Origin of the sequence: Streptomyces katrae (assembly GCF_002028425.1) — a bacterium.
Classification (GTDB): domain Bacteria; phylum Actinomycetota; class Actinomycetes; order Streptomycetales; family Streptomycetaceae; genus Streptomyces; species Streptomyces katrae_A.
This window is the reverse complement of record NZ_CP020043.1, coordinates 319112-341186: the sequence shown is the minus strand read 5'-3', so window position 1 is coordinate 341186 and position 22075 is coordinate 319112. Positions and strand designations below refer to the sequence as shown.

General features: G+C 72.4%; 24 protein-coding genes. 19 read left to right on the top strand and 5 right to left on the bottom strand.

Translation table 11 applies throughout. From position 1 onward, the window contains the following. Nucleotides 1–88: 88 nt before the first annotated feature. The 7 genes from B4U46_RS35645 to B4U46_RS35615 all read left to right on the top strand — a co-directional run bounded on the left by B4U46_RS35645 (nucleotide 89) and on the right by B4U46_RS35615 (nucleotide 6487). On the top strand, nucleotides 89–1054 hold the full coding sequence (locus tag B4U46_RS35645; protein WP_079432380.1) for an NAD-dependent epimerase/dehydratase family protein: 966 nt from the start codon (nucleotides 89–91) through the stop codon (nucleotides 1052–1054). An 89-nt stretch (nucleotides 1055–1143) separates the two neighbouring features. Continuing rightward, nucleotides 1144–1881 (top strand): TetR/AcrR family transcriptional regulator, encoded by a 738-nt coding sequence (locus tag B4U46_RS35640; protein WP_237293445.1) that lies wholly within the window; start codon nucleotides 1144–1146, stop codon nucleotides 1879–1881. Nucleotides 1882–2311: 430 nt separating this feature from the next. Next, the gene (locus tag B4U46_RS40000) at nucleotides 2312–2947 is read left to right on the top strand and encodes a ScbR family autoregulator-binding transcription factor (RefSeq protein WP_159402159.1); all 636 of its coding nucleotides are present in this window, start codon (nucleotides 2312–2314) and stop codon (nucleotides 2945–2947) included. A 239-nt stretch (nucleotides 2948–3186) separates the two neighbouring features. Beyond that, on the top strand, nucleotides 3187–4035 hold the full coding sequence (locus B4U46_RS35630) for an AfsR/SARP family transcriptional regulator (RefSeq protein WP_079432378.1): 849 nt from the start codon (nucleotides 3187–3189) through the stop codon (nucleotides 4033–4035). A gap of 84 nt (nucleotides 4036–4119) precedes the next feature. Then, nucleotides 4120–4848, top strand: a complete 729-nt coding sequence (locus tag B4U46_RS38525; RefSeq protein ID WP_079432377.1) for a ScbR family autoregulator-binding transcription factor — start codon at nucleotides 4120–4122, stop codon at nucleotides 4846–4848. Nucleotides 4849–5012: 164 nt separating this feature from the next. Next, on the top strand, nucleotides 5013–5834 hold the full coding sequence (locus tag B4U46_RS35620; RefSeq protein ID WP_079432376.1) for an AfsR/SARP family transcriptional regulator: 822 nt from the start codon (nucleotides 5013–5015) through the stop codon (nucleotides 5832–5834). Nucleotides 5835–5980: 146 nt separating this feature from the next. Further along, nucleotides 5981–6487 carry a DinB family protein gene (locus tag B4U46_RS35615; RefSeq protein WP_079432375.1) on the top strand — a complete coding sequence of 169 codons (507 nt, stop codon included), beginning with the start codon at nucleotides 5981–5983 and terminating at the stop codon, nucleotides 6485–6487. A gap of 4 nt (nucleotides 6488–6491) precedes the next feature. Here B4U46_RS35615 and B4U46_RS35610 read toward each other — a convergent pair whose 3' ends face one another. Then, nucleotides 6492–7040, bottom strand: a complete 549-nt coding sequence (locus tag B4U46_RS35610) for a flavoprotein (RefSeq protein WP_079432419.1) — start codon at nucleotides 7038–7040, stop codon at nucleotides 6492–6494. A gap of 204 nt (nucleotides 7041–7244) precedes the next feature. Between B4U46_RS35610 and B4U46_RS35605 the strand changes: the two genes are divergently transcribed. The 3 genes from B4U46_RS35605 (at nucleotide 7245) to B4U46_RS40145 (ending at nucleotide 9378) form a co-directional block, all read left to right on the top strand. After that, nucleotides 7245–7454, top strand: a complete 210-nt coding sequence (locus B4U46_RS35605; protein WP_079432374.1) for a DUF4287 domain-containing protein — start codon at nucleotides 7245–7247, stop codon at nucleotides 7452–7454. A 73-nt stretch (nucleotides 7455–7527) separates the two neighbouring features. Next, complete coding sequence (locus B4U46_RS35600; protein ID WP_079432373.1) at nucleotides 7528–8355, top strand: NAD(P)H-binding protein; 828 nt, start codon at nucleotides 7528–7530, stop codon at nucleotides 8353–8355. A 27-nt stretch (nucleotides 8356–8382) separates the two neighbouring features. Next, nucleotides 8383–9378: an AraC family transcriptional regulator gene (locus tag B4U46_RS40145; protein WP_079432372.1), complete on the top strand. Its 996-nt coding sequence runs from the start codon at nucleotides 8383–8385 to the stop codon at nucleotides 9376–9378. On the opposite strand, the gene B4U46_RS35590 is transcribed toward B4U46_RS40145, so the two are convergent. The 3 genes from B4U46_RS35590 to B4U46_RS35580 form a co-directional block, all read right to left on the bottom strand. Beyond that, nucleotides 9375–9878 carry a GNAT family N-acetyltransferase gene (locus B4U46_RS35590; RefSeq protein ID WP_185117376.1) on the bottom strand — a complete coding sequence of 168 codons (504 nt, stop codon included), beginning with the start codon at nucleotides 9876–9878 and terminating at the stop codon, nucleotides 9375–9377. The genes B4U46_RS40145 and B4U46_RS35590 overlap by 4 nt on opposite strands. A gap of 296 nt (nucleotides 9879–10174) precedes the next feature. After that, nucleotides 10175–10849: a ScbR family autoregulator-binding transcription factor gene (locus tag B4U46_RS35585; RefSeq protein ID WP_079432371.1), complete on the bottom strand. Its 675-nt coding sequence runs from the start codon at nucleotides 10847–10849 to the stop codon at nucleotides 10175–10177. 187 nt (nucleotides 10850–11036) lie between these two features. Then, entirely contained in the window at nucleotides 11037–12032 is a 996-nt protein-coding gene (locus tag B4U46_RS35580) for a ScbA/BarX family gamma-butyrolactone biosynthesis protein (RefSeq protein ID WP_265737245.1), read from the bottom strand. A gap of 1150 nt (nucleotides 12033–13182) precedes the next feature. Between B4U46_RS35580 and B4U46_RS35575 the strand changes: the two genes are divergently transcribed. The 4 genes from B4U46_RS35575 to B4U46_RS35560 all read left to right on the top strand — a co-directional run bounded on the left by B4U46_RS35575 (nucleotide 13183) and on the right by B4U46_RS35560 (nucleotide 16603). After that, nucleotides 13183–14004: an AfsR/SARP family transcriptional regulator gene (locus tag B4U46_RS35575; protein WP_079432370.1), complete on the top strand. Its 822-nt coding sequence runs from the start codon at nucleotides 13183–13185 to the stop codon at nucleotides 14002–14004. A 324-nt stretch (nucleotides 14005–14328) separates the two neighbouring features. After that, nucleotides 14329–15150, top strand: coding sequence for an AfsR/SARP family transcriptional regulator (locus B4U46_RS35570; protein WP_045946957.1), 822 nt, complete (start codon nucleotides 14329–14331; stop codon nucleotides 15148–15150). 153 nt (nucleotides 15151–15303) lie between these two features. After that, on the top strand, nucleotides 15304–15567 hold the full coding sequence (locus B4U46_RS35565) for a phosphopantetheine-binding protein (RefSeq protein ID WP_159036903.1): 264 nt from the start codon (nucleotides 15304–15306) through the stop codon (nucleotides 15565–15567). Between the two features lie 76 nt (nucleotides 15568–15643). Then, nucleotides 15644–16603, top strand: coding sequence for an SRPBCC family protein (locus B4U46_RS35560; RefSeq protein ID WP_079432368.1), 960 nt, complete (start codon nucleotides 15644–15646; stop codon nucleotides 16601–16603). Nucleotides 16604–16691: 88 nt separating this feature from the next. Here B4U46_RS35560 and B4U46_RS35555 read toward each other — a convergent pair whose 3' ends face one another. After that, nucleotides 16692–17306, bottom strand: a complete 615-nt coding sequence (locus tag B4U46_RS35555) for a ScbR family autoregulator-binding transcription factor (RefSeq protein ID WP_257790384.1) — start codon at nucleotides 17304–17306, stop codon at nucleotides 16692–16694. Between the two features lie 231 nt (nucleotides 17307–17537). Between B4U46_RS35555 and B4U46_RS35550 the strand changes: the two genes are divergently transcribed. From B4U46_RS35550 to B4U46_RS35530, 5 genes are all read left to right on the top strand, one after another. Further along, entirely contained in the window at nucleotides 17538–18308 is a 771-nt protein-coding gene (locus tag B4U46_RS35550; protein ID WP_079432366.1) for a response regulator transcription factor, read from the top strand. A 37-nt stretch (nucleotides 18309–18345) separates the two neighbouring features. Beyond that, complete coding sequence (locus B4U46_RS39750; RefSeq protein ID WP_237293442.1) at nucleotides 18346–19206, top strand: hypothetical protein; 861 nt, start codon at nucleotides 18346–18348, stop codon at nucleotides 19204–19206. 237 nt (nucleotides 19207–19443) lie between these two features. Next, a complete protein-coding gene (locus tag B4U46_RS35540) occupies nucleotides 19444–20907 on the top strand; it encodes an FAD-dependent monooxygenase (protein WP_079432365.1) in 1464 nt (487 codons plus the stop codon). An 82-nt stretch (nucleotides 20908–20989) separates the two neighbouring features. Continuing rightward, nucleotides 20990–21667: a TetR/AcrR family transcriptional regulator C-terminal domain-containing protein gene (locus B4U46_RS35535; RefSeq protein WP_079432364.1), complete on the top strand. Its 678-nt coding sequence runs from the start codon at nucleotides 20990–20992 to the stop codon at nucleotides 21665–21667. A 45-nt stretch (nucleotides 21668–21712) separates the two neighbouring features. Further along, a complete protein-coding gene (locus B4U46_RS35530; protein ID WP_079432363.1) occupies nucleotides 21713–22042 on the top strand; it encodes a TcmI family type II polyketide cyclase in 330 nt (109 codons plus the stop codon). Nucleotides 22043–22075 lie beyond the last annotated feature (33 nt).

Here is a 22075-nt window from a genome sequence, read left to right as displayed (position 1 = left end):
TGAGTGCCGTTCTGTGGGGCGGGTCGGGACGACCACACATAGCATTTCGGCCGATCGGTATTTTCCCTGGGGGAGGGGCAGTTATCTGATGGCCGAGCCGCAGCAGCTGGTGATCACCGGCGCCACCGGTTTCATAGGTTCGGCGGTACTCGCCGAACTCGCGCGCATCCGGGACGGAGCGGGGCCGGGGGGCCCGCGCCTGGTCCTGCGGGCCGTGGGCCGCGGGGCTCCGTCGGCCGACGGCCTGGCCGACGAGTGGCGGCGGGCCGATCTGGCCGACCCCGGATCGCTGAGCGGGAGCTGTGAGGGGGCGGACGTCCTGGTCCACCTGGCCTCGCGGATCGGCTCCGAGGAAAGCGAGTGTGCGGCCGTCAACATCGCGGGAACCGCGGCGCTGATGGCCGAGGCAGCGGCGGCCGGGGTCCGGCGGATCGTCCACCTGTCCACTGCTGCCGTCTACGGCCGGGGCCCCCACCGGGGGATCGGCGTCAACGCCGTCCTGCCCGCGCCCCAGTCCCCGGCGAGCCGGACCCGGCTCGCCGGGGAAGGGCCTGCGCTCGCCGCCGGGGCAGTGGTGCTCCGGCCCGGTCTGGTGATCGGAGCCGGGGACCGGTGGCTCGTGCCCGCCCTGGACCAGCTGCTCGAAGCCACCGGGGCGCTGTGGGACGGGGGACGGGCCCTGCTGTCGGTGGTGGCGGTCGGCGATCTCGCCCGGCTCGTCGCCCTTCTCGCGCTCGGAGCCGGCCCGGCCGGCGGGACGGTCTGGCACGCCAGCCATCCCGTGCCGGTACGGGCTGCCGACCTGATCGGGGCCCTCACCGAACGGGGTGTGCTGCGGCCCGTGGACGGACACCTTTCCGAGGCCGAGTGCCTGGAGCGCATGGCCGCCTCGGGCTGCCGGGTGGGCCCCAGCCAGTTCAAGCTCGTCGCGCAGGACCACTGGTACGACAGCGCGCCGGTCTGGGACGCCGTCGGCTGCCCGCCCGGGCCCGGCCCGCTGACGTGCCTGGACGAGGCCGCCCCCTGGTACAGGGAGTTCCTGGCCCGGGTGTGAGCCGGGCCGCGTGGGGCCGGGCCGATGGGTGCCGACACGTGTTGTGTACGGTGGACGCGGTTTTGGTGTCCGGGGTGAGGGAGTGTGTGGTGGCGGACGGGCAGTGGGGGGCGGCGGTGCGGTTGCTGTGGGGGCCGCCGGTGACGCCGGCGCGGGGGCCCCGGCGGGGGCTGACGGTGGAGCAGATCGCGGTGGCGGGGGTGGGGATCGCCGATGCGGACGGGCTCGGCGGGGTGTCCATGCAGGGGGTGGCAGCCGAGTTGGGGGTCACCAAGATGGCCCTCTACCGGTACGTGCCCGGCAAGGCGGAACTCGTCGCGCTGATGGTGGAGGCGGCCCTGCCGGAGCCGGGCGCGGGGCTGGACCCCGCGTTGGCGGTGGCGGGTGACGGCTGGCGGGAGCGGATCGGGGTGTGGGCGCGGGAACTGCTGGCCGGGTACCGGGCGCATCCGTGGGTGCTGGACGCCACCGTGGGGGCGCGGGCGCTCGGGCCGCGGGAGGTCGGCTGGCTGGAGCGGGCGCTGGCCGCGCTGGAGGGGCTGGGGCTGAGCGGGGCTGAGGCCATGGACGTGGTGGTGCTGGTGACCGGGCACGTACGGGGGATCGTGGAGCAGGAGCGGGCCTCGGGTGGCGCGGGCGGGGTGGACGCCGAGTTGGGGGCCGTGCTCGGGCAGGTGGTGCGGGAGCGCGGGGAGGAGTACCCGGCGCTGGCGGCGGCCTTGGGGTCCCTCGCCGTGCACGGGGGGCAGGAGCAGGGGCTGGAGTTCGGGCTGGAGCGGATCCTCGACGGGGTCGGGTTGCTGGTGGAGAGGCGGGCGGGGCGCTGAACCGGGACGCCGGTTCCGGGGGTTCTTGCTGCGTGCCCTTGCTCGTGGCCGGGAGGATGCGTGGTGGGCAGGCGCCGCCCGGCCGCCCGGTTGGCGTCGGGGGCGGGTGCTGCGGGTCGTACGCGGATCGGGGGGAGAGGGCCGCGCCGTGGGTGGCCGGGCGTTAACGGCGTTAACGGCGTTAACGCCGAGGAGTCGTGGTGTCTGCGCGGGAGCTGTGGGCGGTGTCGGGGGTTGGTGGGCTTGAGGGTGAACGTGGCGGTCTGAGGGGGTTGGAGGAAAGGGCCGGTTTCCTCGGCGTGGACGGGGGCGGTGCTCCGGTGGGAGTCCGGTCCGGCTCCGGCGGGGGAACCGACTGTGACGCAGGATGTCTTGTACCCCATTTCTGCGGGGCGGACCGCTGATGCGGCGGATGTGTGGAGAGCCCCCCATGGTCAAGCAGGAACGTGCGGCGCGCACGCGGGAGTCGCTGGTGCACGCCGCCGCGGAGGTGTTCGCCGAGGAGGGGTTCGCCGCCGCGTCGATCGCCCAGATCAGCCGGCGGGCCGGAGTCACCTCAGGTGCCCTGCACTTCCACTTCGACGGCAAGACCTCCCTCGCCCTGGCCGTGGAAGAGCGGGCCGCGCGGGCGATGAGGGAGGCCGCCGCGGTGCTGGAGGAACGCGACCGGGCCGGCGGGCCGCTGCGGGTGCTGGTCGGATCCACCTACACGATGCTGTCGCTGCTGACCGAGGACGTGGCCGTGAGGGCGGCGTTCGCGCTGTGCGCGGACACCGCGCACAGCGGCCGGGTGGACCTGCGCCGGCAGTGGCGGTCGTGGGTCGAGGGGGTGCTGGCCGACGCCGAGCGGGCGGGACTGCTGGCCGAGGGGGTGGCCCTGCAGGACGCGGTGGACCTGGTGGTGGCGTTGACGGTGGGGCTCGACGGGCTGGGAGGGTTCGAGCCGGACCGTGGCGCACGGCAGCTTCTGAACCGGATCTGGACCGTGGTCCTGCCGGGGATCGCGGGCGGCGAGGTGGCGGCTGCGGTCCTCGTCGAGGCGTTGGCGGAAGACGAAACAGACTGACTGGTTTGCTTTTTGAGTCCCTGGGGGTGTTATATGGCTGCTGTTGCGAGGCGGCTGAAGAGCGCCGCACTGGCATGAGTGGGCGCGTGAACCCATAAAAGGCCAGGTCAGGCGTACTTCTGAGCGGCGTTGCGCATCTCGCCGAGGCGGAAACTGGCTGCCCGGTTTCGTATTGACAAACCGTCCGGCCTGTTTTCTACTGACTCTTGCGACTCATCCAAAGGACAGGGGAGTACGACGTGGACATCGATGTACTGGGCGCACTCGCCGTGCGGGAGAACGGGATCTCCATCACGCCCACCGCCCCCAAGCCCCGGCAGGTCCTGGCACTCCTGGCCCTCCACGCCGACCAGGTCGTACCGGTGTCGGCGCTGATAGAGGAGCTGTGGGGGACGATGCCCCCGCGCAGCGCCCGCACCACGCTGCAGACGTACGTGCTCCAGCTGCGCGCCCTGATCGCCACCGCCCTGGAGGGCACCGACGGGGAGCGCACCGCCAAGGACGTGCTCGTCACGCTGCCCGGCGGCTACCTGCTCAACAGCGACGGCGGGACCAGCGACGTGCGGGAGTTCGACCGGCTGGCCGGACTGGGCTACCGGGCGATCGACGCCGGCGACTTCCCGGTCGCCGCCCAGCGGCTGCGCGAGGCGCTGGCCCTGTGGTCCGGGCCCGCCTTCGCCGACGTACAGGGCGGAGTGCAGCTGGACATGGAGACGCGCCGGCTGGAGGAGACCCGGCTGTGCGCGCTCGACCAGCGCATCGAGGCCGACCTGAAGCTGGGCCGCCACCGGGAACTCCTCGCGGAGCTGACGGTGCTGGTGAGCCGGTACCGCACCCACGAGAACCTGCACGGGCAGTTCATGCTCGCCCTGCACCGTTCGGGCCGCCGGGGCGAGGCGCTGGACGTGTACCAGCGGCTGCGCGCCACGCTCGTCCGGGACCTGGGGCTGGAGCCGTCGACCACGCTGCGCCGGCTGCAGCGGTCGATCCTGATGGCGGGTCCGGAGGCGGGTGCGGGCAAGCCGGCGCCGGTGGCCGCCGCGGTCGCCGGAACGGGTGTGCGGGCCGACCGCCTCGTACGGGCCTGACCCGCGCGGGCGGTGCCGGCCCGGGCGGGTCGGCGGGGCCGGGGGACGGCCAGGGACGCAGCGGGGGCGGAAGGAGACGGAGCGGTGCAGGAAAGGTCGGAGCGGACGCGCAGGCGGTTGGTCTTCGCCGGGGCCGAGTTGTTCCACCGCAACGGATACGCCAACGCGACGCTCGGTGAGATCGCGGGTGCGGCCGGGGTGACGAAAGGGGCGCTGTACTTCCACTTCGCCTCGAAGGACGAGCTCGCGGACGCCGTCCAGCGGCGCGGCTGCGGTCTGCTGCACGAGGCGGTGCGCGGGCTGCGGGAGGGCGGAGCCTCGCCCTTGCAGGCACTGATCGACACCACGCACTGGCTGGCGCGGACGCTGCACGAGGATCCCGCGATCCCGGCGAGCTTCCGCATCACCAAGGAGTGCGCCGGTCAGCAGCCGCCCGCGGTGGACTTCCACGGGGCGTGGCTGGCGGTGGTGTACGAACTGCTGCGGATGGCGCGGGACGTGGGCGAGCTGCCGCTGGACCCGCCGGACGCGGGGCTGGACGGCGGGGACCCCGCCGGTGACGGGGCTCCGGCCGCCGACCGGTGGGAGAGCGCCGAGGCGCTGGTGTCCGCCGCCGTCTGCGGGATCGAGGTACTGGCCGGGACCGGGCTGTCCTACGCGGAACTCCAGCGGAAGGTGGCGGCCCTGTGGGGGCTGCTGCTGCCGAGCCTCGTCGGCGCGGAGCGGGCGCGGGAGTACCGGACGCGGGCGGGACGTGACACGCGCGTGGCGGACGGGGAACGGAGCTACGAGTTCCTCGGGAGCGGGGTCTAGCACCCCGTGCCCCGGTGTGGCCGGGGCGGAACGAACCTGCCGGGGCCGGGCCGTGGAGGAACCGGTCCGGCCCCGGCGCAAGAGGTCCTGCCGGCGCCGTGCGCAAGCCGGTCCGGCGGGGCGTGGAGGAGCGGGACGAAGCGACGGACTGAGGAGGGGAGACCATGAAGATTCAGGTTCTGGGTCCGCTGAGTGCGGAGGTCGACGGGGACTCGATCGTGCCGACGGCGTCCAAGCCGCGTCAGATCCTGGCCCTCCTCGCGCTGCACCCGGGGCAGGTGATGCCGGTGCCCACCCTCATGGAGGAGATCTGGGGGCACGAGCTGCCCAACAGCGCGCTGACCACGCTGCAGACGTACATCCTCCAGCTGCGCCGACGGCTCGGCACCGCCATGGGGCCCGGCCGTCCGGGCGCCGCGAAGGAGGTCCTCACGACGCGGCACGGCGGGTACCTGCTCCAGGTGCCGCCCGGCGCCGTGGACGTCAACGTGTACGAGGGGCTCGTCGCCCGGGGACAGGCCGCCTTCGACGGCGGTGACGACGAGGGCGCGGCCGCGCTGCTGCGGGATGCGCTCGCGCTGTGGCAGGGGCCCGCGCTGGTCGACGTAAGGGTGGGGCCGGTCCTGGAGATCGAGGTGATGCGGCTGGAGGAGAGCCGGCTCGGCACCGTCGAGCGCCGGATCGACGCCGACCTGCGGCTCGGGCGGCACACCGAACTCCTCGCCGAGCTCACCGAACTGGGCGCCCGGCACGCGCAGCACGAGGGGCTGCACTCGCAGCTGATGGTCGCGCTGTACCGGTCCGGGCGGCAGGCGAGCGCGCTGGACGTGTACCGGAGGCTGCGCGGGCGGCTGATCGCGGAGCTGGGGGTCGAGCCGTCGCCGCAGCTCCAGCGGCTGCACCAGGCGATACTGCGGGTGGACCCCGCGCTGGACGTGGTGGCGGGGCCCAAGCGGGGGTCGACCTTCGACCTCTACGCGGCGTAGCCCTGCGGGATCCGTTCGCTATGCCCTTCGGGAACGTGTCACGTCCGGGTGCCGGTGGGCGTGGTGGGCGTGGCGCGGGCGGGGGGCGGTGTCCGGTATGTGGAAACGGACCGGTGGGGTGGGCGTGGCGGTGTGATCATCGGCCGATGAGCGATGAGCAGCGGACCCCGCCCGAGCTGACGGGTGACGAACGGGCCACCCTGACCAGCGTCCTGCAGTGGCAGCGGGACACCCTGCGGATGAAGTGCGCGGGCCTGACGGACGAACAGCTGCGGCGCAAGGCCGTCCCGCCGTCCGGGCTGAGCCTGCTCGGGCTGGTGCGCCACCTCGCGGAGGTGGAGCGCGGCTGGTTCCGCAACGTGCTGGCCGGAGAGGACGTACGCGGCTACTTCCCGCAGAACGAGGCCGGGGAGTGGACGGAGTTCCACGTCGAGGACGCGGACCCGGCCGAGGCGTTCCGGATCTGGGAGGACACCTGTGAGCGCTCGCGGAAGATCGTGGCGGCCGCCGAATCCCTCGACGTGCGGGGGCACTTCGGCGACCAGCCGTACTCGCTGCACTACATCCTGGTCCACATGATCGAGGAGTACGCCCGGCACAACGGGCACGCGGACCTGCTGCGCGAGGCGATCGACGGGGCCACGGGGGAGTAGCGGCTCAGGAGGCCCGCTCGGCGGCGGCGCGGTCCACGGCGTCCAGGGCGGTCTGCCACGGGAAGTGCGCCGGGGCGTCCTGGCCGGCCGGGCCGGGGACGAAGCCGCCCTCGCCGAACAGCAGCTCGGCGCCCGCGCCGCGCAGGACGGCGAGGGACTGCTCGAACTGGGGGTGCGCGGCGAGCGCCGCGTTGGTGCAGGGCATGGCGACCACCGGGACGCCCTTGCCGAGCGCTTCGGCGGCGACCCCGACGGTGAACCGGTCGGTGAGGCCCAGCGCCCAGGCGTTGACGGTGTTGAAGGTGGCGGGGGCGAACAGCACGGCGTCCGCGGGCGGCCACACGTCCGGTTCCCCGGGGAGCTTGTACTGCCAGCGGACCGGGTTGCCGGTCAGGGCGGCGAGGCCGTCGAGGCTTCCGGCCACCCACTGCGCCGCCGTCGGGGTCAGGCCGACGCAGACGTCCCAGCCGCGCGACTGGGCGTCCTCGATCACGTGGGCCACGTCGAAGACGGGCGGGGCGGCGGAGCAGAACAGGTAGAGAGTCCTCGTCATGTGGATCACGGGATCACATGCCCGGAGCCGGAGTGTCCTGAGGGTCCGACAGATCCGCAAAAGCCCGGTGGTTCTGGCGGTGGTGCTGGTGGCGGGGGCGGCCGGAAGATCTTTCGGGATCCGCGATGAGTTCCGGTGCGGGCCCCGGTCTACCTCTGTGGGGACGGGAGGCGTTCCCGCGGAACACCTACGAGGAGTCATGACATGAGCGAGCCGGTGAAGGGCCCCGCGAGCTACTTCCCCTCCATCGAGAAGAAGTACGGCCGTCCTGTAGCGGAGTGGACGGAGCTGATCCGGAGCTCTCCCCTGACCAAGCACATGGAGCTGGTCTCCTGGCTCAAGAGCGAGCACGGGTTCGGGCATGGCCACGCCAACGCCCTCGTCGCGCACACCCTCGCCGAGAAGCAGGGGTGAGCTGGACGCACGCGTATGCGAGCGAGCGTCTGGGCCATGTCGCGTCTCGTTGCGGGGGGATTGACTGGTCCCCATGACGACGAACACGAACGGGATGAGGAAGACCCTGGTCATCGGGGGTCACGGAAAGACCGGACGGCGCGTGGCGGAGCGGCTGCTGCTCCAGGGGCGGGAGGTGCGGATCGGGTCGCGGACGGGCGAGCCGGCCTTCGACTGGCACGCTCCGGCCACCTGGGGCCCGGCGCTGCGCGACGTGGACCGGGTCTACGTCACCTACCAGCCCGACCTCGCCTTCCCCGGGGCCGCCGACCAGGTCGGCGCCTTCGCGGAGGCGGCCGTCGCGGCCGGGGCGCGCCGGCTGGTGCTGCTGTCCGGGCGGGGCGAGGAGGCGGCCCGGCTCGCCGAGGACCGGCTGAAGGACTCCGGGGCCGACTGGACCGTCGTGCGGGCCAGCTGGTTCAACCAGAACTTCGACGAGAGCTTCTTCCTGGAGTCCGTGCGCGCCGGGCAGATCGCCCTTCCGGTGGCGGACGCGGTCGAACCCTTCGTGGACGCCGGTGACATCGCCGACGTGGTGGTGGCCGCGCTCGCCGACGACCGGCACGCGGGGCGGACCTACGAGCTGTCCGGGCCGCGGCTGCTCGGTTTCGGGGAGGTGGCGGGCGAGCTGTCGAAGGCGACCGGGCGCGAGATCGCGTACGTACCGGTCACCGACGGGGAGTTCCGGGCGGCGCTGCGGGAGGAAGGGCTGCCGGAGGAGTTCGCCGAGCTGTTCGCCCTGATCCTGGACGGGCGCAACGCGCACCTGGTCCACGGGGTGGAGGAGGTGCTCGGGCGTCCGCCCAGGGACTTCGCGGACTACGCGCGGGAGGCGGCGGCGACCGGCGTCTGGGACGTCTGAGGGACCGCGGGGACGAGGATGGGGCCCATGGACACGTTGACCGGGCTGCTCGACGGGCCCAAGGCCCGCGGCGCCGTGCTGCTGAAGTCCGTCTTCGATCCGCCCTGGGCCGTGCGGATCGAGGACCGGGCGCCGCTGTCGGTGATCGCGATGGTGCGCGGTCCGGCCTGGCTGCTGCCCGACGACGGGGAGCCGGCGCTGATCGGCCCGGGTGACGTGGCGGTCGTCCGGGGGCCCGGGGCGTACACCCTCGCGGACTCGCCGGACACGCCGGTGGAGATCACGGTCGGCCCCGACCAGCGGTGCAATTCGCCGGCGGGGGAGTACCTGGGCGAGCGGCTGGCGCTCGGCGTGCGGACCTGGGGCCGGCCGGGGCCGGGGGCCGGGGCGGCGGTGATGCTGAGCGGGACGTACCAGGCGCCGGGCGAGATAGGACGGCGGCTGCTGGGCGCCCTGCCCGCGGTGCTGGTCCGCCCGGCGGGGGCCGCCGACGCCACCCTGATCAGGCTGCTCGCCGCGGAGGTGGCACGGGACGAGCCGGGGCAGGAGATCGTGCTGGACCGGCTCCTCGACCTGCTGCTGATCGGAGTGCTGCGGGCCTGGCTCGCCGCGCCCGGGGCGGGGGCCCCGGGCTGGTGCCGGGCGCAGGAGGATCCGGTGGTCGGGGCGGCGCTGCGGCTGCTGCACGGGGACCCCGCGCACGGGTGGACCGTGGCCGAGCTGGCGCGGCGGGCGGGGGTGTCGCGGGCCGCGCTGGCCCGGCGCTTCACGGAGCTCGTCGGGGAGCCGCCCGTCGCCTATCTGACGGGCTGGCGCCTCGCCCTGGCCGCCGACCTGCTGCGCGAGCCGGACGCCACGGTGGCGTCGGTGGCCCGGCGGGTGGGGTACGGCAGCGCGTTCGCGCTGTCGGCGGCCTTCAAGCGGGTCCGCGGGGTGAGCCCGCGGGAGTTCCGGGCGGGGGCGGCCTTGGCGGGGGACCCGGCTGGGGCGGGGGGCGCGGCCGGGACGGTGGTGCTCTGCTAGGCGGGCTCGGGGGCGGGGCCGGGGTTGGGGGCGAGGTCGAGGACGCCCACCGGTTCGCCGTCGTTGACCTCGCCGGTGCGGCGGAAGCCGAGGCCGAGGTAGAAGGGCTCCGGGTTGTTCTCGGCCGGCTTCCAGGTGACGTACACCTGCTTCCCGCCGCGGCGGCGGATCTCCTCCGTGACCGCTTCGACGGCGAAGCGGCCGTAGCCCCTTCCCTGCCGGTCGGCCGCTATGTTCAGGCGCCACAGGCCGGAGCGGACGTCCTCCGGATCCTTCGCGGGGTCCCACCGGTAGTCCATGAAGGCCATGACGAACCCAACCACCTCGTCCCCGTCGACCACGGCGCGCGGCCAGGCGGTCTCGCCGTGGACGTAGGCCTCGGCGAGGGACTTCACGACGGGGGAGACGAGGTGCTCCTGATCGGGGTGGACCCGTACGGCGCAGACCGCGGCGAAGTTGTCCGGGGTGACCGGGACCAGGCGGAGTGAAGAGCTGATCATGCGCGCAGCTTAGTGGGGGCGGAGGGCTTGAAAAGAACGGGATGCGCGGTATATTTTCTGCAGCAGACACCAGGGGGACACGTGTTGCAGGCACAAAGAGTGAGGGCCCACGGGGCGGCACCCCAGGGGCCGCGCGAGGGGCCGTTTCCGGTTCTCCGCGGCGCTCCGGGACCCGGCCGCCGAGGGACGCGGGAGCAGCCCGGCGCGCTCCGCGCGGGAGTGCGCCAGCCGGTGGTGCGCGGTGGGAAACGGAGCCGCCCCGGGGGTGGTGCGGAGCGGCCGGGCGAGGGGACCGCTCAGGGAGCGGTGGTGTCCTCGTCGGCCAGCTCCCGGGCCAGCTGCCGGGCCTCGTTGTAGACCTCTTCCGCACGGCTCTCGCCGAGGTGCAGGGAGGCGAGGACCGACGGCTGGGCGATGCTCGGCATGAGGTGGCGCAGCAGTGCATTGACCCGCCGGCCGAGATCCTGATGGTCGGTGAGGGCCTGGGACATCGACTGGACGCCGCCGTAGGCGCCCGTGATGACGTCGGCGGTCTCGGCCGGCACCACGTGGGGGAGCAGCTCCCCCTGGGCCTGGGCCTTCTCCAGGAGGTCTGTGAACTTGTCGACCCAGTTGCGGAACGGGCTGCTGCGGTCGAGTCCCACCGCGTTCACGTCGAGGCTCAGCCTGACGCCCGCACGGACCATGGGATTGGTCCGCAGGCGGTGCGTGTGCAGCATGACGGCATCCACCACCTCCTGGAGCTTGGCGGGGCGCTCCGGCAGCAGGAGGTCCTCGTTCTGCGCGGTGAGGACCCCCTGGGCCAGATCCTCCTTCGACTGGAAGTGGAAGTACAAGGCACCCTTGGTCACCCCGGCGGCCGTGAGGATCTCCGAAATGGTGGCCGCCTGGTAGCCCCGTTCGTCGAACACCTTGGCCGCCGCGCTCAGGATCGCTTGGCGCGTGCGGATGGCTCGGACCTGTTCAGCCACGTTGGCTCCTTCCCTCGCAGATGCCCGGAGCGTCGGAAGCGCTGCTGCAAACCGTCCGTCCCGTTCGTATCTTACAGCGGGTGATGCCAACGCCAATGAGCGGCCGCGCCGTGGAGCGAAAAATGACCGAGGTTGGTCAGGTCTCCGGGGTGGCCGAGATGCGGGGAGGGGCTGAGGGAGGTACGGGTCAGCAGCCGTAGGAGGGCGCCGTGACGATGCCGCTGAACGTGAGCTCCCCGTTCTGGTGGCCGGTCACGCGAACGACTTCCTCCGCGCCGGGTACGTCCTGGTACAGGCGCTCGGACTCGATGATGCAGGGTGCGTCCAGCTCCACGTACCGCTTGAACTCGCCGGCGACGGTGAGCGGCATGAAGGAGGGGCGTCCCAGGGTGGATGCGGCGGCCTGCCGGGCCGCCTCCATGAGGACCATGCCGGGCACGTGGTCGACCCAGTGGTCGAAGAGGACCGGGTGGTGGGTGTCGACCCGCAGCTGCCAGCGGTTCTCCTGGCCGCGGGGGGAGAGGACCACGTCGGTGGGGGACAGCCGGGCCACGCTCTGCGGAGCGGCCGGCGCCGTAAGCGGCAGCGGGCGGTGCTCGGGCGTCAGGACGTGCTCGGGCCGGATCCGCTGGTACACGGCCGGGCTGGCGCAGGTGATGGAGGCGCGGCCCGTCGCGACGACGTGTCCGTCACGGCGCACGACCGCTTCGTAGTCGAGCCCGGACAGCCGGCCGGCCCGCCGCTTGATCTCCACGCAGGTGATGTCGAGCTCGACGATGGCTGGTGCGAGGCCGACCCGCAGGCGCTCCGGTCTTACGACGTTGACGCTGAGGTCCCACAGGACGAACTGGTAACCGAACGGAACGGCGAATTCCGCATGCCCCAGGAGGTAGGCGATCTGACGAATCGTTTCGGCGCAAATGAGGGGATCGTAGTAACCCCCTGCCACGGGGGTGAAGAACGCGTGCGAGCGGGGCCATTGGGCGGTTACGGAGAAGTGGGCGTCGTCCTGTCGCCGCCAGTCGGTGAGCAGGACCTGCTCCTCGGAGGTGCGGTGCACCAGTTCCTTCGGAACGGTGGTGAGGGACGGGAAGCGGGATTCATGTCGTTCTTCCGGGGCCGTGGCCGGCTCCGCCCGGTCGTAGACCGCTGTGCGCCCAACGTGAAACGTGCTCGCGCTCATTGTTCCCCCTAGACAGCGCTGACCAGTAACAGGTGTGACTGCTCAAAAAATATATACCAACCGGTTTTTTCTCCAGGGGTAGCTGGAAGCAGGTCCGGGAAATATATGGAAGAGCAGATTCCGGCCAACTGCTCAGCGCGTGTTTGCCCAGGTCTCCGCCGGTCGGCCGGCGGAGAATCTTCGCCACACGCAGAGAATGATCTCAAGCGCATCAAGAGCAATCCTTTAGCCGGAAGGCGGTTGCCGGGGGGCCGGGCGGGGCGGACGGGCAGTGGTTGCGCGGCGGCGGCTTCCCTTTGCGCTACGGGGGCCGGGGTGGCGACCCCCGGGGGGAGAAGAGCGCGGTGGGACAGCACGAGGGGGCTGGTGGCTGCCGAACGCGGCCGATATCTGCCAGTTCATGCGCTTTGGCCGGTCCCGTGGGGTACCCGCTCGTGCCCGGGGGAGAAATGGGGAGAGGGGCTCTGGCTGCGTCTGGGAGTCGCCGGGATGATTCGCCAACGTGAAGCTCCCGGGAGGTGGCGGTGCCCCGGAGAGGGTTCGTCCGACATGTGGACATACGGGAATCGGCCAAAAGGTGCCCTCTGGGCCACCTCGTGGGGGCGGGCGGGCCGCCCGGCAAGAGGGGTCGACAGCAGGCCGTCCGGAGCCCGGATGTCGCGAGGGGTTCCCGGTGCGGGGGAGGCCCTCGCCCCCCTGGCATCGAGTCACGCTCCAGCGGCGCTCGGCCACCGCTCTGCCGTCCGCCTATCGATGGACCACGTGAGCAAACCGGGAGAGCGGTTTGTCTAGTCCTGCTAATTCCGTACTGCCGGGCCTGGGGGGCCTTGGATGGGGCCCGCCCGGCGGAGCGCGACAGGCCCGGTGGGGCGGGAATCAGCCAACTAGTTGGTCAATTTTCGGCCGTTTCCCCTCGTTTGGAGGAGGGATCTACAGGGGCTGTCTGGCCCCTGAGGGCGGCCCTGAGGCCTTCTGGATCATCGTCAGACCATTGAACGTGCAGTTCAGAGGCTGTTTTAAGGGGTTGATAGAGCGTCCGCAAGCAAAAAACGGAACAGCCGGTTTGGTATTGACAAACCGGCTCAGCTGTTTTTTGCTCGTTCCAGCGAACTTCGAGGGTTCATCCAAGGACGAAGCAGGGGAGTACGGCGTGGACATCGATGTACTGGGCGCACTGACCGTGCGGGAGAACGGGGTCTCGATCACTCCCACCGCCGCCAAGCCCCGCCAGGTGCTGGCGCTGCTCGCGCTCCACGCGGACCAGGTGGTGCCGGTGGCCGCGCTCATCGAGGAGCTGTGGGGCAACGAGCCGCCGCGCAGCGCCCGGACCACGCTCCAGACGTACGTGCTCCAGCTGCGCGGCCTCATCGGCACCGCGCTCGAGGGCACCGACGGGTCGCGCACCGCCAAGGACGTGCTCGTGACGCTGCCCGGCGGTTACATGCTCAACAGCGGCGGCGGCACCAGTGACGTCCGCGAATTCGACCGGCTGGCCGGAATGGGCTACCGGGCCATGGACGCGGGGGACTTCCCCACGGCGGCGCGGCTGCTGCGCGAGGCCCTCGCCCTGTGGTCGGGCTCGGCCTTCGCCGACGTCGACGGCGGCGTGCAGCTGGACATGGAGACGCGGCGGCTGGAAGAGACCCGGCTGTGCGCGCTCGACCAGCGCATCGAGGCCGACCTCCGGCTCGGCCGGCACCGCGAGCTGCTCGCGGAGCTGACCGTGCTGGCGAGCCGCTACCGCATCCACGAGAACCTGCACGGGCAGTTCATGCTCGCCCTGCACCGCTCGGGCCGACGCGGCGAGGCGCTCAGCGTCTACCAGCGGCTGCGCGCCACCCTGGTCCGCGAGCTCGGCATCGAGCCGTCCGCCGCCCTGCGCAGCCTGCAGCGCTCGATCCTGATGAGCAGCCCCGAGAGCCCGGCGGAATCCCCCGAGACCGCGCGCAAGCGGCTCGCCCGCGTCGGCTGATCCCGAAGGAGCGCAAAACCGGCAGCTGATATGAGAAATCTTTGTCAGGTCTTTTGCAGAAGCTGCCGGAAAACCTGAGACGCATTTTGCACAGCCGGGAATCGGAACAGATGTGACGAGCCCGATCCATGGGCTGAGCACGGGGTTTGACGTCCTGTCGGAATCTTGTGCTGGGAATCCGTCGTCTGTTCGCCCGTTTCGGAGGTCCGCTCGACGTCGGCTTGAGTGCCCGGTGATGTTGCCCTGGGCTGGCTTACCGTCATCGGGTCGAATACTGATAACCGAGGGTATCTCGACGAAATGTGGAGGGGAGACGGGGAGACCGTGGAGATTCAGGTTCTGGGTCCGTTGAGTGCCGAGGTCAACGGGGCATCGATCGTTCCTACGGCGGGCAAGCCGCGTCAGATCCTGGCGCTTCTCGCGCTCTACCCGGGCCGGGTGATGCCCGTACCGACCCTCATGGAGGAGATCTGGGGCACCAAACTGCCCGAGAGCGCGCTCACCACCCTGCAGACGTACATCCTCCAGCTGCGCCGCAGGCTGGGCACGGCCATGGGGCCGGGAGCACCGGGCACGGCCAAGGACGTGCTCGCGACGCGGCACGGGGGCTACCTGCTCCAGATCCCGCAGGAGTCTGTGGACGTCCACAGCTACGAGGCCCTTGCGGCCGCCGGTCAGAACGCCTTCGACGAGGGCGACGACGAGCGCGCAGCGGACCTGCTGCGCAAGGCGCTCGACCTGTGGCAGGGCCCCGCCCTGGTCGACGTACGGGTCGGGCCGATCCTGGAGATCGAGGTGCTGCGGCTCGCCGAGAGCCGGCTCGTGACCACCGAGCGGCGCATCGACGTCGACCTCCGGCTGGGCCGGCACACCGAACTCCTCGCGGAGCTCACCGAGCTGATGGCCCGCAACCCGCAACACGAGGGCCTGCACTCGCAGGCCATGGTGGCCCTCTACCGCTCGGGCCGGCAGGCGACCGCCCTGGACGTCTACCGCCGGCTCCGCGCCCGGCTGATCGGCGAGCTGGGGGTGGAGCCCTCGCAGCAGCTCCAGCGCCTGCACCAGGCGATGCTGCGGGTGGACCCCGCGCTGGACGTGGTCGCGGGACCGCGTCGCAGCTCCACCTTCGATCTGTACGCCGCATAGGTATATCAGGGGACGGCCGGACGGCCGGGCGGTGCGGTGGCGGGGCTCCAGCGCGGCTGGGGCCCGGTGTGAGCGTCCCTCCAGAACCCTCGGCCAGGCTCCTGGCGACCCGGTATGCGTCGCCACGCCGGCGGACCAGGAGAGAGGCACACCATGCACCGGCTGGAACTCACCGACCTGACCCGCATCCTGCGGTTCTGGGGAGGCGAGGAGGAGTGCGTCGAGCTGACCGAGGAGGTCCAGGACCTCTACTGGGACGAGCTCGGCTACGACTCGCTGTCCGTCCTGCAGACCACCGGCTCCATCGAGCGCAAGTTCGACGTCCTCCTCGACGGGGAGCTCCTCGAACTGGGCGACACCCCCCGGCGCTTCCTCGAGCTGGTCAACCGCGTCCTGGGCAGCCGGGCCGCGGTCTGAGGCTCCAGCGGCGTTCCGTCCGGACTCCGGCGGACCGCGACAGGATCTGTGGCAAGAGCCGAGAGAGGGGTGCCCGATGTCAGTCGAGCGAGTGCACCGGCTGTCGTACGCGGTCGACGCGGCCGCGCCGGCCGCGGCCCTGTACGCCCTGGTGGCCGACACCGCGCCGTGGCCGCTGTTCCTGCCGGACACCGTCCACACCGAACGGCTGGACTTCGACGGCACCGTCGAGCGGTACTCCCACTGGGCGGGAACGGACGGGCGGGCCGGGCGGTCGCTGTGGCGGCGGGCCCTGGACGCCGGGCGGCGGCGCGTGGACTTCCGCGAGGAGCGGCCCGCCGGCCCCGTGACGGGGGCGGCCGGCAGCTGGCGCGTGGAGGAACTGGCACCGGGCTGGTCGCGGCTGCTCCTGGAGCAGGACCTCACCGTCGCGGACGGCCCCGGGACGGAACGGGTCCTCGCCGAGGCCGGGGCGCGGGGGCGGGCGGCGGCCGACGGGCTGCGGGCCGTCGCCGAGCGGTGGCGGCGGCTGGAGGGGCTGCTGTTGTCCTTCGAGGAGTCCGTACGGATCCAGGGGCCCGCCGAGCCTGTCCACGCCTTCCTCTACGAGGCGGGCTCCTGGCCCGGCCGGGTGGCGCACGTCGCGCAGGCCGAGGTGGTGGAGGACCGGCCCGGGGTGCAGCGCGTCCGGCTGGTGAGCCTGGCCGAGGACGGCTCCTCGTACCCGGTGGAGGAGGTGCGGGTGTGTTTCCCGGCGGCCGGGCGCATCGTCTTCAAGCGGCCCCGGCCGCACCCGCTGCTCGCGGCGCACGCCGGGGAGTGGTCGGTGGAGCCGGATCCGGGCGGGGTGAACCTGGTGTGCCGCAACGACGTCCTGCTGGACGAGAGGGCGGTGGAGCAGGTGCTGGGGCCCGGCGCCGACCTGGGGCGGGCGCGCCGGTACGTGCGCGAGCTGCTGGGGAAGGAGAGCAGGGCCGTGCTGGGGCCTGCGGGGGAGTACGCGGGGGAGCCGGTCAGGGCGCTGCGGTCGGTGTGAGGCCGTAGGGTCCCGTTGTCGTCCCGCGGGTCGCCCGGGCGGGTCCGTGGCCCGCCGCCGCGGTGTGCGGCGGCGGGCCACGGGCGCGTCAGCTGCCGCGCCCGGCCGTGTCGAGTTCGCGCAGCACGGCGGGCGCGGCCAGACAGGGCATGACCACCCGCCAGAACCCGGCCAGCGTACGGGGGGCGAGCCACTGGGGGTCGTCCCGGCCGAGGGCCTCGAAGCCGAGGGTGGCCGCCACCACCGTCGTCGCGACGTTGCGGTGGTTGAGCCCGGGCAGCAGGGCGCCCTCCTCCGCGGCCTCGACGAGCAGCCGGTACACGTAGTCGTGCCACTCCCTGGGCAGGGCGAAGGACGACGGATAGGCCGGCTCCCGGTTGAGCTGGAAGGCGGCCCGGGCCACGACGTCGGACAGCAGCAGCCCGGCGAGCGCCTGGGAGCTGTCCGCCAGGGCCTGGAGGGCCGACGTCCGCCGCGTGTACACCTCACGGGTGACCGCGCGCAGGGTCCGGGCCCCGGCGGCCTCGACGGCCTGCGCGACGGCCGCCTTGTTCTCGAAGTGGAAGTGGAGCGCGCCCGGGCTCACTCCGGCGCCGACGCTGATCATGTTCAGCGTCGCCTCTGCGTACCCGCGCCGTCCGAACACCGTGGCCGCTGACTCGAGCAGTGCTTGACGGGTTCGGACGGCGCGTTCTTGTTTCATCACGCATAGCTCCTGTATCAGTTTCCTTCTATTATTAAACCGCCCCGTTGGTATGGGAAGAGGGCGCCGGGCGCCTCTGATGGCTTGATCAACGGCGATTCCTGCCCCGCTGTGGCCTGATTCGATCCACTTATCGCGAACCTTGCCGCGATTTGCGGGCTTTGACAAACCGACGAAGCGGTTTGTATCTTCGTTGACGTTGGCTCGACTGAGCTTGAGGGAGGGGGGCAGATGAACCAGCGGACGTTCGCTGTACTGGAACCTCATACAACCGCCGCGGGGGCGAACGGTGGGTTCCTACCGGCCGAGGGACTGAGGGTGCCACCGCACGCGCCGGCCCAGTCGGCCCTGTGGCGGGTCCTCATCGTGGAGAGCAACGCGATGGAGGCCGAGACGCTGGCGCGCGGTCTGCGCCGGCACGGACACGAAGTGGACATCGTCGGCACCGGGAGCGAGGCGCTGCGCGGCTACGCCGACGCCGACCTGGTCCTGCTCGACCTGGAACTCCCCGACCTCGACGGACTGGAGGTCTGCCGGGGCATCCGCGCCGCCCACGAGATCCCCGTCATCGCGGTCACCGCCCGCGGCAGCGAGCTGGACCGGGTGCTGGGCCTGCAGGCCGGGGCGGACGACTACCTCGTCAAGCCCTACGGCTTCCGCGAGCTGATGGCCCGTATGGAGGCGGTCATGCGCCGCGCCCGGCCGTCGAGGCCCGCGGCGGCCACGATCACCTGCGGGCCGCTACGCATCGACGCGGGCACCCGGGAGGTGACCCTGAACGGGGAGCCCGTCGAGACCACCCGCAAGGAGTTCGACATGCTCTACCTCCTCGCCTCGCACCCCGACACGGTCATCCCGCGCAAGATGCTGATGCAGCAGGTCTGGGGGGACTCCTGGTCCCGCCGCACCGTCGACACGCACGTGAGCACGCTCCGCAACAAGATCGGCGCCAACTGGATCATCACCATCCGCGGCGTCGGCTTCCGGTTCGGCCAGGGCTGAACCCGTCCGCACCGCGATGAGCCGAGGGGGGAAGACCATGGCAGTGACGGCACCGTGCCAGGGGGAGGGCTGCCGCCGCCGGACCGCCGACGGGCGCTCCCGCCGGCGCACGGCCGAGGTCGGGCGGCTGTGCCGGCCCTGCCGGGAACACCTCGACGCGGGGCTGGCCGAACTCGCGCACCTCTACGAGGAGTGCGGCAGGATGCTGGCCGGCGCCGCGCCCGGCAGCCTGCGCGAGCGCACCACCGGCGGCGACCTGCCCGGACTGCCCTTCAACGGGGCCGCCGCCGACGTACGGGCCAGGATGGTCTCCGTACTGGGCTCCTGGAGCGGACTGGTCGCGCAGGAGCGCGGCTTCGCCTCCCCGCCGCGCACCGTCGCCGCGCTCACCGCCTTCCTGCGCCGCAACGGGGACTGGCTCGCCGCCCACCCCGCCGCCGCCGAGGCCACCGAGGAGACGGCCCGCCTGGTGCGTGCCGGACGCCGCGCCGCCTTCCCCGACCGCGCCCGCAGCATCCGCCTCGGCGCCTGCCCCGAATCCGGCTGCTCCGGCTCCCTCACCGTCGCCGTCCGCACCGCCGACCGGGACACCGGACGCGACAGCGGCCAGGCGGTCGTGTGCGACGCCGACCCGGCGCACCGCTGGACCAGCGACCAGTGGAGCGAGCTCAGCGACACCATGGACTCCGGCCGAGCCGGCGCCGCCCCGGCGGCCGCGCCCACCGAACGCTGGCTCACCGCAGCCGACATCGCCCGCCTGTGGCACACGCCGACCGGCACCGTCTACCGGCTGGCCAGCGAGCAGCGCTGGCGCCGGCGCCGGCGCGCGGGCCGTACCTACTACAACGAGACCGACGTGCGGACCTGCTTCGACCGCCGGGCGGCCGCGCGCACCTGAAACGGTCTTCCCCCGCACGATCTTCCACAGCGGTCCGCACTCGATCCGGTAGGACCCGGATCGAGGAGTCTGACCGCGGTTTGACATTCCCTTGGCCGGTTCGCGAAGCAGCGGACCGGCCCTTGTGGAACCTGACCGACTCCTGAACCCCACGCCATTGAACGGCCGCTCGCGCCCGAAGAACCTTGTAGTCAAGATCCGGTGCACTGTCTCCGGAGGCGAATTCAAGGAGACGTGATGGACGCCCCTGTGATCGTCGTCGGCGCGGGTCCCGCGGGCCTGATGCTCGCCGGTGAACTGCGGCTGGCGGGAGTCGCCGTCGTCGTCCTGGAACGCCTGGAGCGGCGTACGGGAGAATCGCGCGGCCTCGGCTTCACCACGCGCACGCTGGAGACCTTCGACCAGCGCGGCATCCTCGCCCGCTTCGGCGACATCGAGCGCAGCACGCTGGGCCACTTCGGCGGGCTGCCCCTCGACTTCGGTGTGCTCGACGGCGCCTGCCAGGCGGCCAAGACCGTGCCGCAGTCGGTCACCGAAACGCATCTGGAGGAGTGGGCCACCGGCCTGGGCGCCGACATCCGGCGCGGCTGGGACGTCCTCTCCCTCCACGACGACGGCGAGGGCGTCGACGTGGAGGTCCGCGGCCCCGGCGCCGCCACGCGGACCCTGCGCGCCTCCTGGCTGGTGGGCTGCGACGGCGGGCGCAGCACCGTGCGCAAGGCCGCCGGCTTCGACTTCCCCGGCACCCCGGCCACCATGGAGATGTTCCTCGCCGACATCAAGGGCATCGAGCTCAAGCCCCGGATGATCGGCGAGACCCTCCCCGGCGGCATGGTCATGGTCGGCCCGCTGCCCGGCGGCACCACCCGCATCGTGGTCTGCGAACGCGGCACGCCCCCGCGGCGGCGCGAGAGCGCGCCCTCCTTCGACGAGGTCGCCGCCGCCTGGCAGCGGCTCACCGGCGAGGACATCTCGGCCGCCGAACCGGTGTGGGTCAGCGCCTTCGGTGACGCCGCCCGGCAGGTCACCGAGTACCGGCGCGGCCGCGTCCTGCTGGCCGGCGACGCCGCCCACATCCACCTGCCCGCCGGCGGACAGGGCATGAACACCGGCATCCAGGACGCCTTCAACCTCGGCTGGAAACTCGCCTCCGTGGTGCAGGGACGGGCCCCGCTGGGCCTGCTCGACACCTACCACACCGAACGGCACGCGGTCGGCCGGCGGCTGCTGATGAACACCCGCGCCCAGGGGCTGCTCTTCCTCAGCGGCGCCGAGGTGCAGCCGCTGCGGGACTCGCTGCGCGCACTCATGGCGTACGAGGACGTGGCCCGCCACCTCGCCGCCATGGTCACCGGCCTGGAGATCACCTACGAGGTCGGCAAGGGCTCCCACCCGCTGCTCGGCCGGCGCATGCCCCACCTGGAGCTGGCCGCGGCCGACGGCACCACCTCCAGCACCGAACTGCTGCGCCCCGGCCGCGGGGTGCTCCTCGACCTGGCGGACAACCCGCGGCTGCGCGGACGTGCCGCCGCCTGGGCGGAACGGGTCGACACCGTGACCGCCCGGCCGCGCGGGGCCGCCGACGGACTGCACGACACCACCGCCCTACTGATCCGGCCCGACGGATACGTGGCATGGGCCGCGCCCGGCAGCCACCACGACCTGCCGATGGCGCTCGAGCGCTGGTTCGGGACCCCCTGACGACCGGGGCCCCGGCGACCGGCACCCCCTGAGGCCGACGCATCCGACGGCCGGACGAGCACGTCAACCGGAGGAACCACACATGGCAACGCCGCAAGCAACGATCGAGCGCGCCCCCGCAGGGCCCGGAGCCGGCCAGGCCGGCCCCGACGGGGAGCGAAGCGACATCGTCCGGGCGGCCCGGACCGTCCTCGCCCGCGAGGGCTGGAGGCACTGCACCGCCGAGGCCACCGCCGCCGAGGCCGGGCTCCCGACGGCCGCCGTCGGCCGGCACTTCCCCGACCACGAGCAACTGCTGCTGGGCGTCCTCCTGGACAGCTCCGCCTCCGTCGCCGCCTCCCTCGCGGCCGTCGCCGAGAGCTACCTCGCCGAGATCCACGACCTCCGCGAGGACCTGATCGCGCTCGGCCGGGCCTGGCTGGCGCCGCTGGAGGCCTTCCGCGAACACTTCGCGATCGTCCGGCACATCAGCGCCGAGGTCACCCACCTGCCCGCCCAGGCCGTCGACAAGTGGCAGGCCACCGGCCCCCGCCAGGCCCGGCGCGAACTGGCCCGCCGCCTCCAGCAGGTCGCCGCCCGCGGCCTGCTCGACATCGCCGACGCCGACCAGGCCGCGGAGCGCTTCATCCTGCTGGTCCCCTCGTCCGTCGTGCAGCGCTCCTTCCACGGCGCGCTGCCGCTCGGGCGCGCGGAGGAGGACGCGCTCATCGCCGACGGAGTAGACGACTTCATCCGCCTGTACGGCCCGGCCTCCCGCTGACCGCCGGCCCGCCGACCCCGCCGATTCCCGGAGAGAGTGGAAACAATGCACAGCAACCTGATCGTGGCGCGGATGGACGTCCATTCGAGCGCCGAGGTGGCCAAGATCTTCGCCGAGTTCGACCGCACCGACATGCCGGAGCGCATGGGCACGCTCCGCCGGCGCCTGTTCTCGTACAACGGGCTCTACTTCCACCTCCAGGACTTCGCCGAGGACGACGGCGGCGAGCGCATCGAGCAGTCCCGCAACGACCCGCGGTTCATGCGCATCAGCTACGACCTCCAGCCCTTCATCCAGCCGTACGACCCGGAGACCTGGCGCTCCCCGGCCGACGCGATGGCGACCCGCTTCTACGACTGGACGGCGACGGAGTGATGTCCGCGACCGCAGAGATGACGGGAGGGCACC

Coding starts and splice junctions, on each gene's coding strand:
- B4U46_RS35645 (WP_079432380.1), top strand. CDS start 89: ATGGCCGAGCCGCAGCAGCTGGTGATCACCGGCGCCACCGGTTTCATA.
- B4U46_RS40000 (WP_159402159.1), top strand. CDS start 2,312: ATGGTCAAGCAGGAACGTGCGGCGCGCACGCGGGAGTCGCTGGTGCAC.
- B4U46_RS35620 (WP_079432376.1), top strand. CDS start 5,013: ATGAAGATTCAGGTTCTGGGTCCGCTGAGTGCGGAGGTCGACGGGGAC.
- B4U46_RS35615 (WP_079432375.1), top strand. CDS start 5,981: ATGAGCGATGAGCAGCGGACCCCGCCCGAGCTGACGGGTGACGAACGG.
- B4U46_RS35610 (WP_079432419.1), bottom strand. CDS start 7,040: ATGACGAGGACTCTCTACCTGTTCTGCTCCGCCGCCCCGCCCGTCTTC.
- B4U46_RS35605 (WP_079432374.1), top strand. CDS start 7,245: ATGAGCGAGCCGGTGAAGGGCCCCGCGAGCTACTTCCCCTCCATCGAG.
- B4U46_RS35600 (WP_079432373.1), top strand. CDS start 7,528: ATGACGACGAACACGAACGGGATGAGGAAGACCCTGGTCATCGGGGGT.
- B4U46_RS40145 (WP_079432372.1), top strand. CDS start 8,383: ATGGACACGTTGACCGGGCTGCTCGACGGGCCCAAGGCCCGCGGCGCC.
- B4U46_RS35590 (WP_185117376.1), bottom strand. CDS start 9,878: ATGATCAGCTCTTCACTCCGCCTGGTCCCGGTCACCCCGGACAACTTC.
- B4U46_RS35580 (WP_265737245.1), bottom strand. CDS start 12,032: ATGAGCGCGAGCACGTTTCACGTTGGGCGCACAGCGGTCTACGACCGG.
- B4U46_RS35565 (WP_159036903.1), top strand. CDS start 15,304: ATGCACCGGCTGGAACTCACCGACCTGACCCGCATCCTGCGGTTCTGG.
- B4U46_RS35560 (WP_079432368.1), top strand. CDS start 15,644: ATGTCAGTCGAGCGAGTGCACCGGCTGTCGTACGCGGTCGACGCGGCC.
- B4U46_RS35555 (WP_257790384.1), bottom strand. CDS start 17,306: ATGAAACAAGAACGCGCCGTCCGAACCCGTCAAGCACTGCTCGAGTCA.
- B4U46_RS35550 (WP_079432366.1), top strand. CDS start 17,538: ATGAACCAGCGGACGTTCGCTGTACTGGAACCTCATACAACCGCCGCG.
- B4U46_RS39750 (WP_237293442.1), top strand. CDS start 18,346: ATGGCAGTGACGGCACCGTGCCAGGGGGAGGGCTGCCGCCGCCGGACC.
- B4U46_RS35540 (WP_079432365.1), top strand. CDS start 19,444: ATGGACGCCCCTGTGATCGTCGTCGGCGCGGGTCCCGCGGGCCTGATG.
- B4U46_RS35535 (WP_079432364.1), top strand. CDS start 20,990: ATGGCAACGCCGCAAGCAACGATCGAGCGCGCCCCCGCAGGGCCCGGA.
- B4U46_RS35530 (WP_079432363.1), top strand. CDS start 21,713: ATGCACAGCAACCTGATCGTGGCGCGGATGGACGTCCATTCGAGCGCC.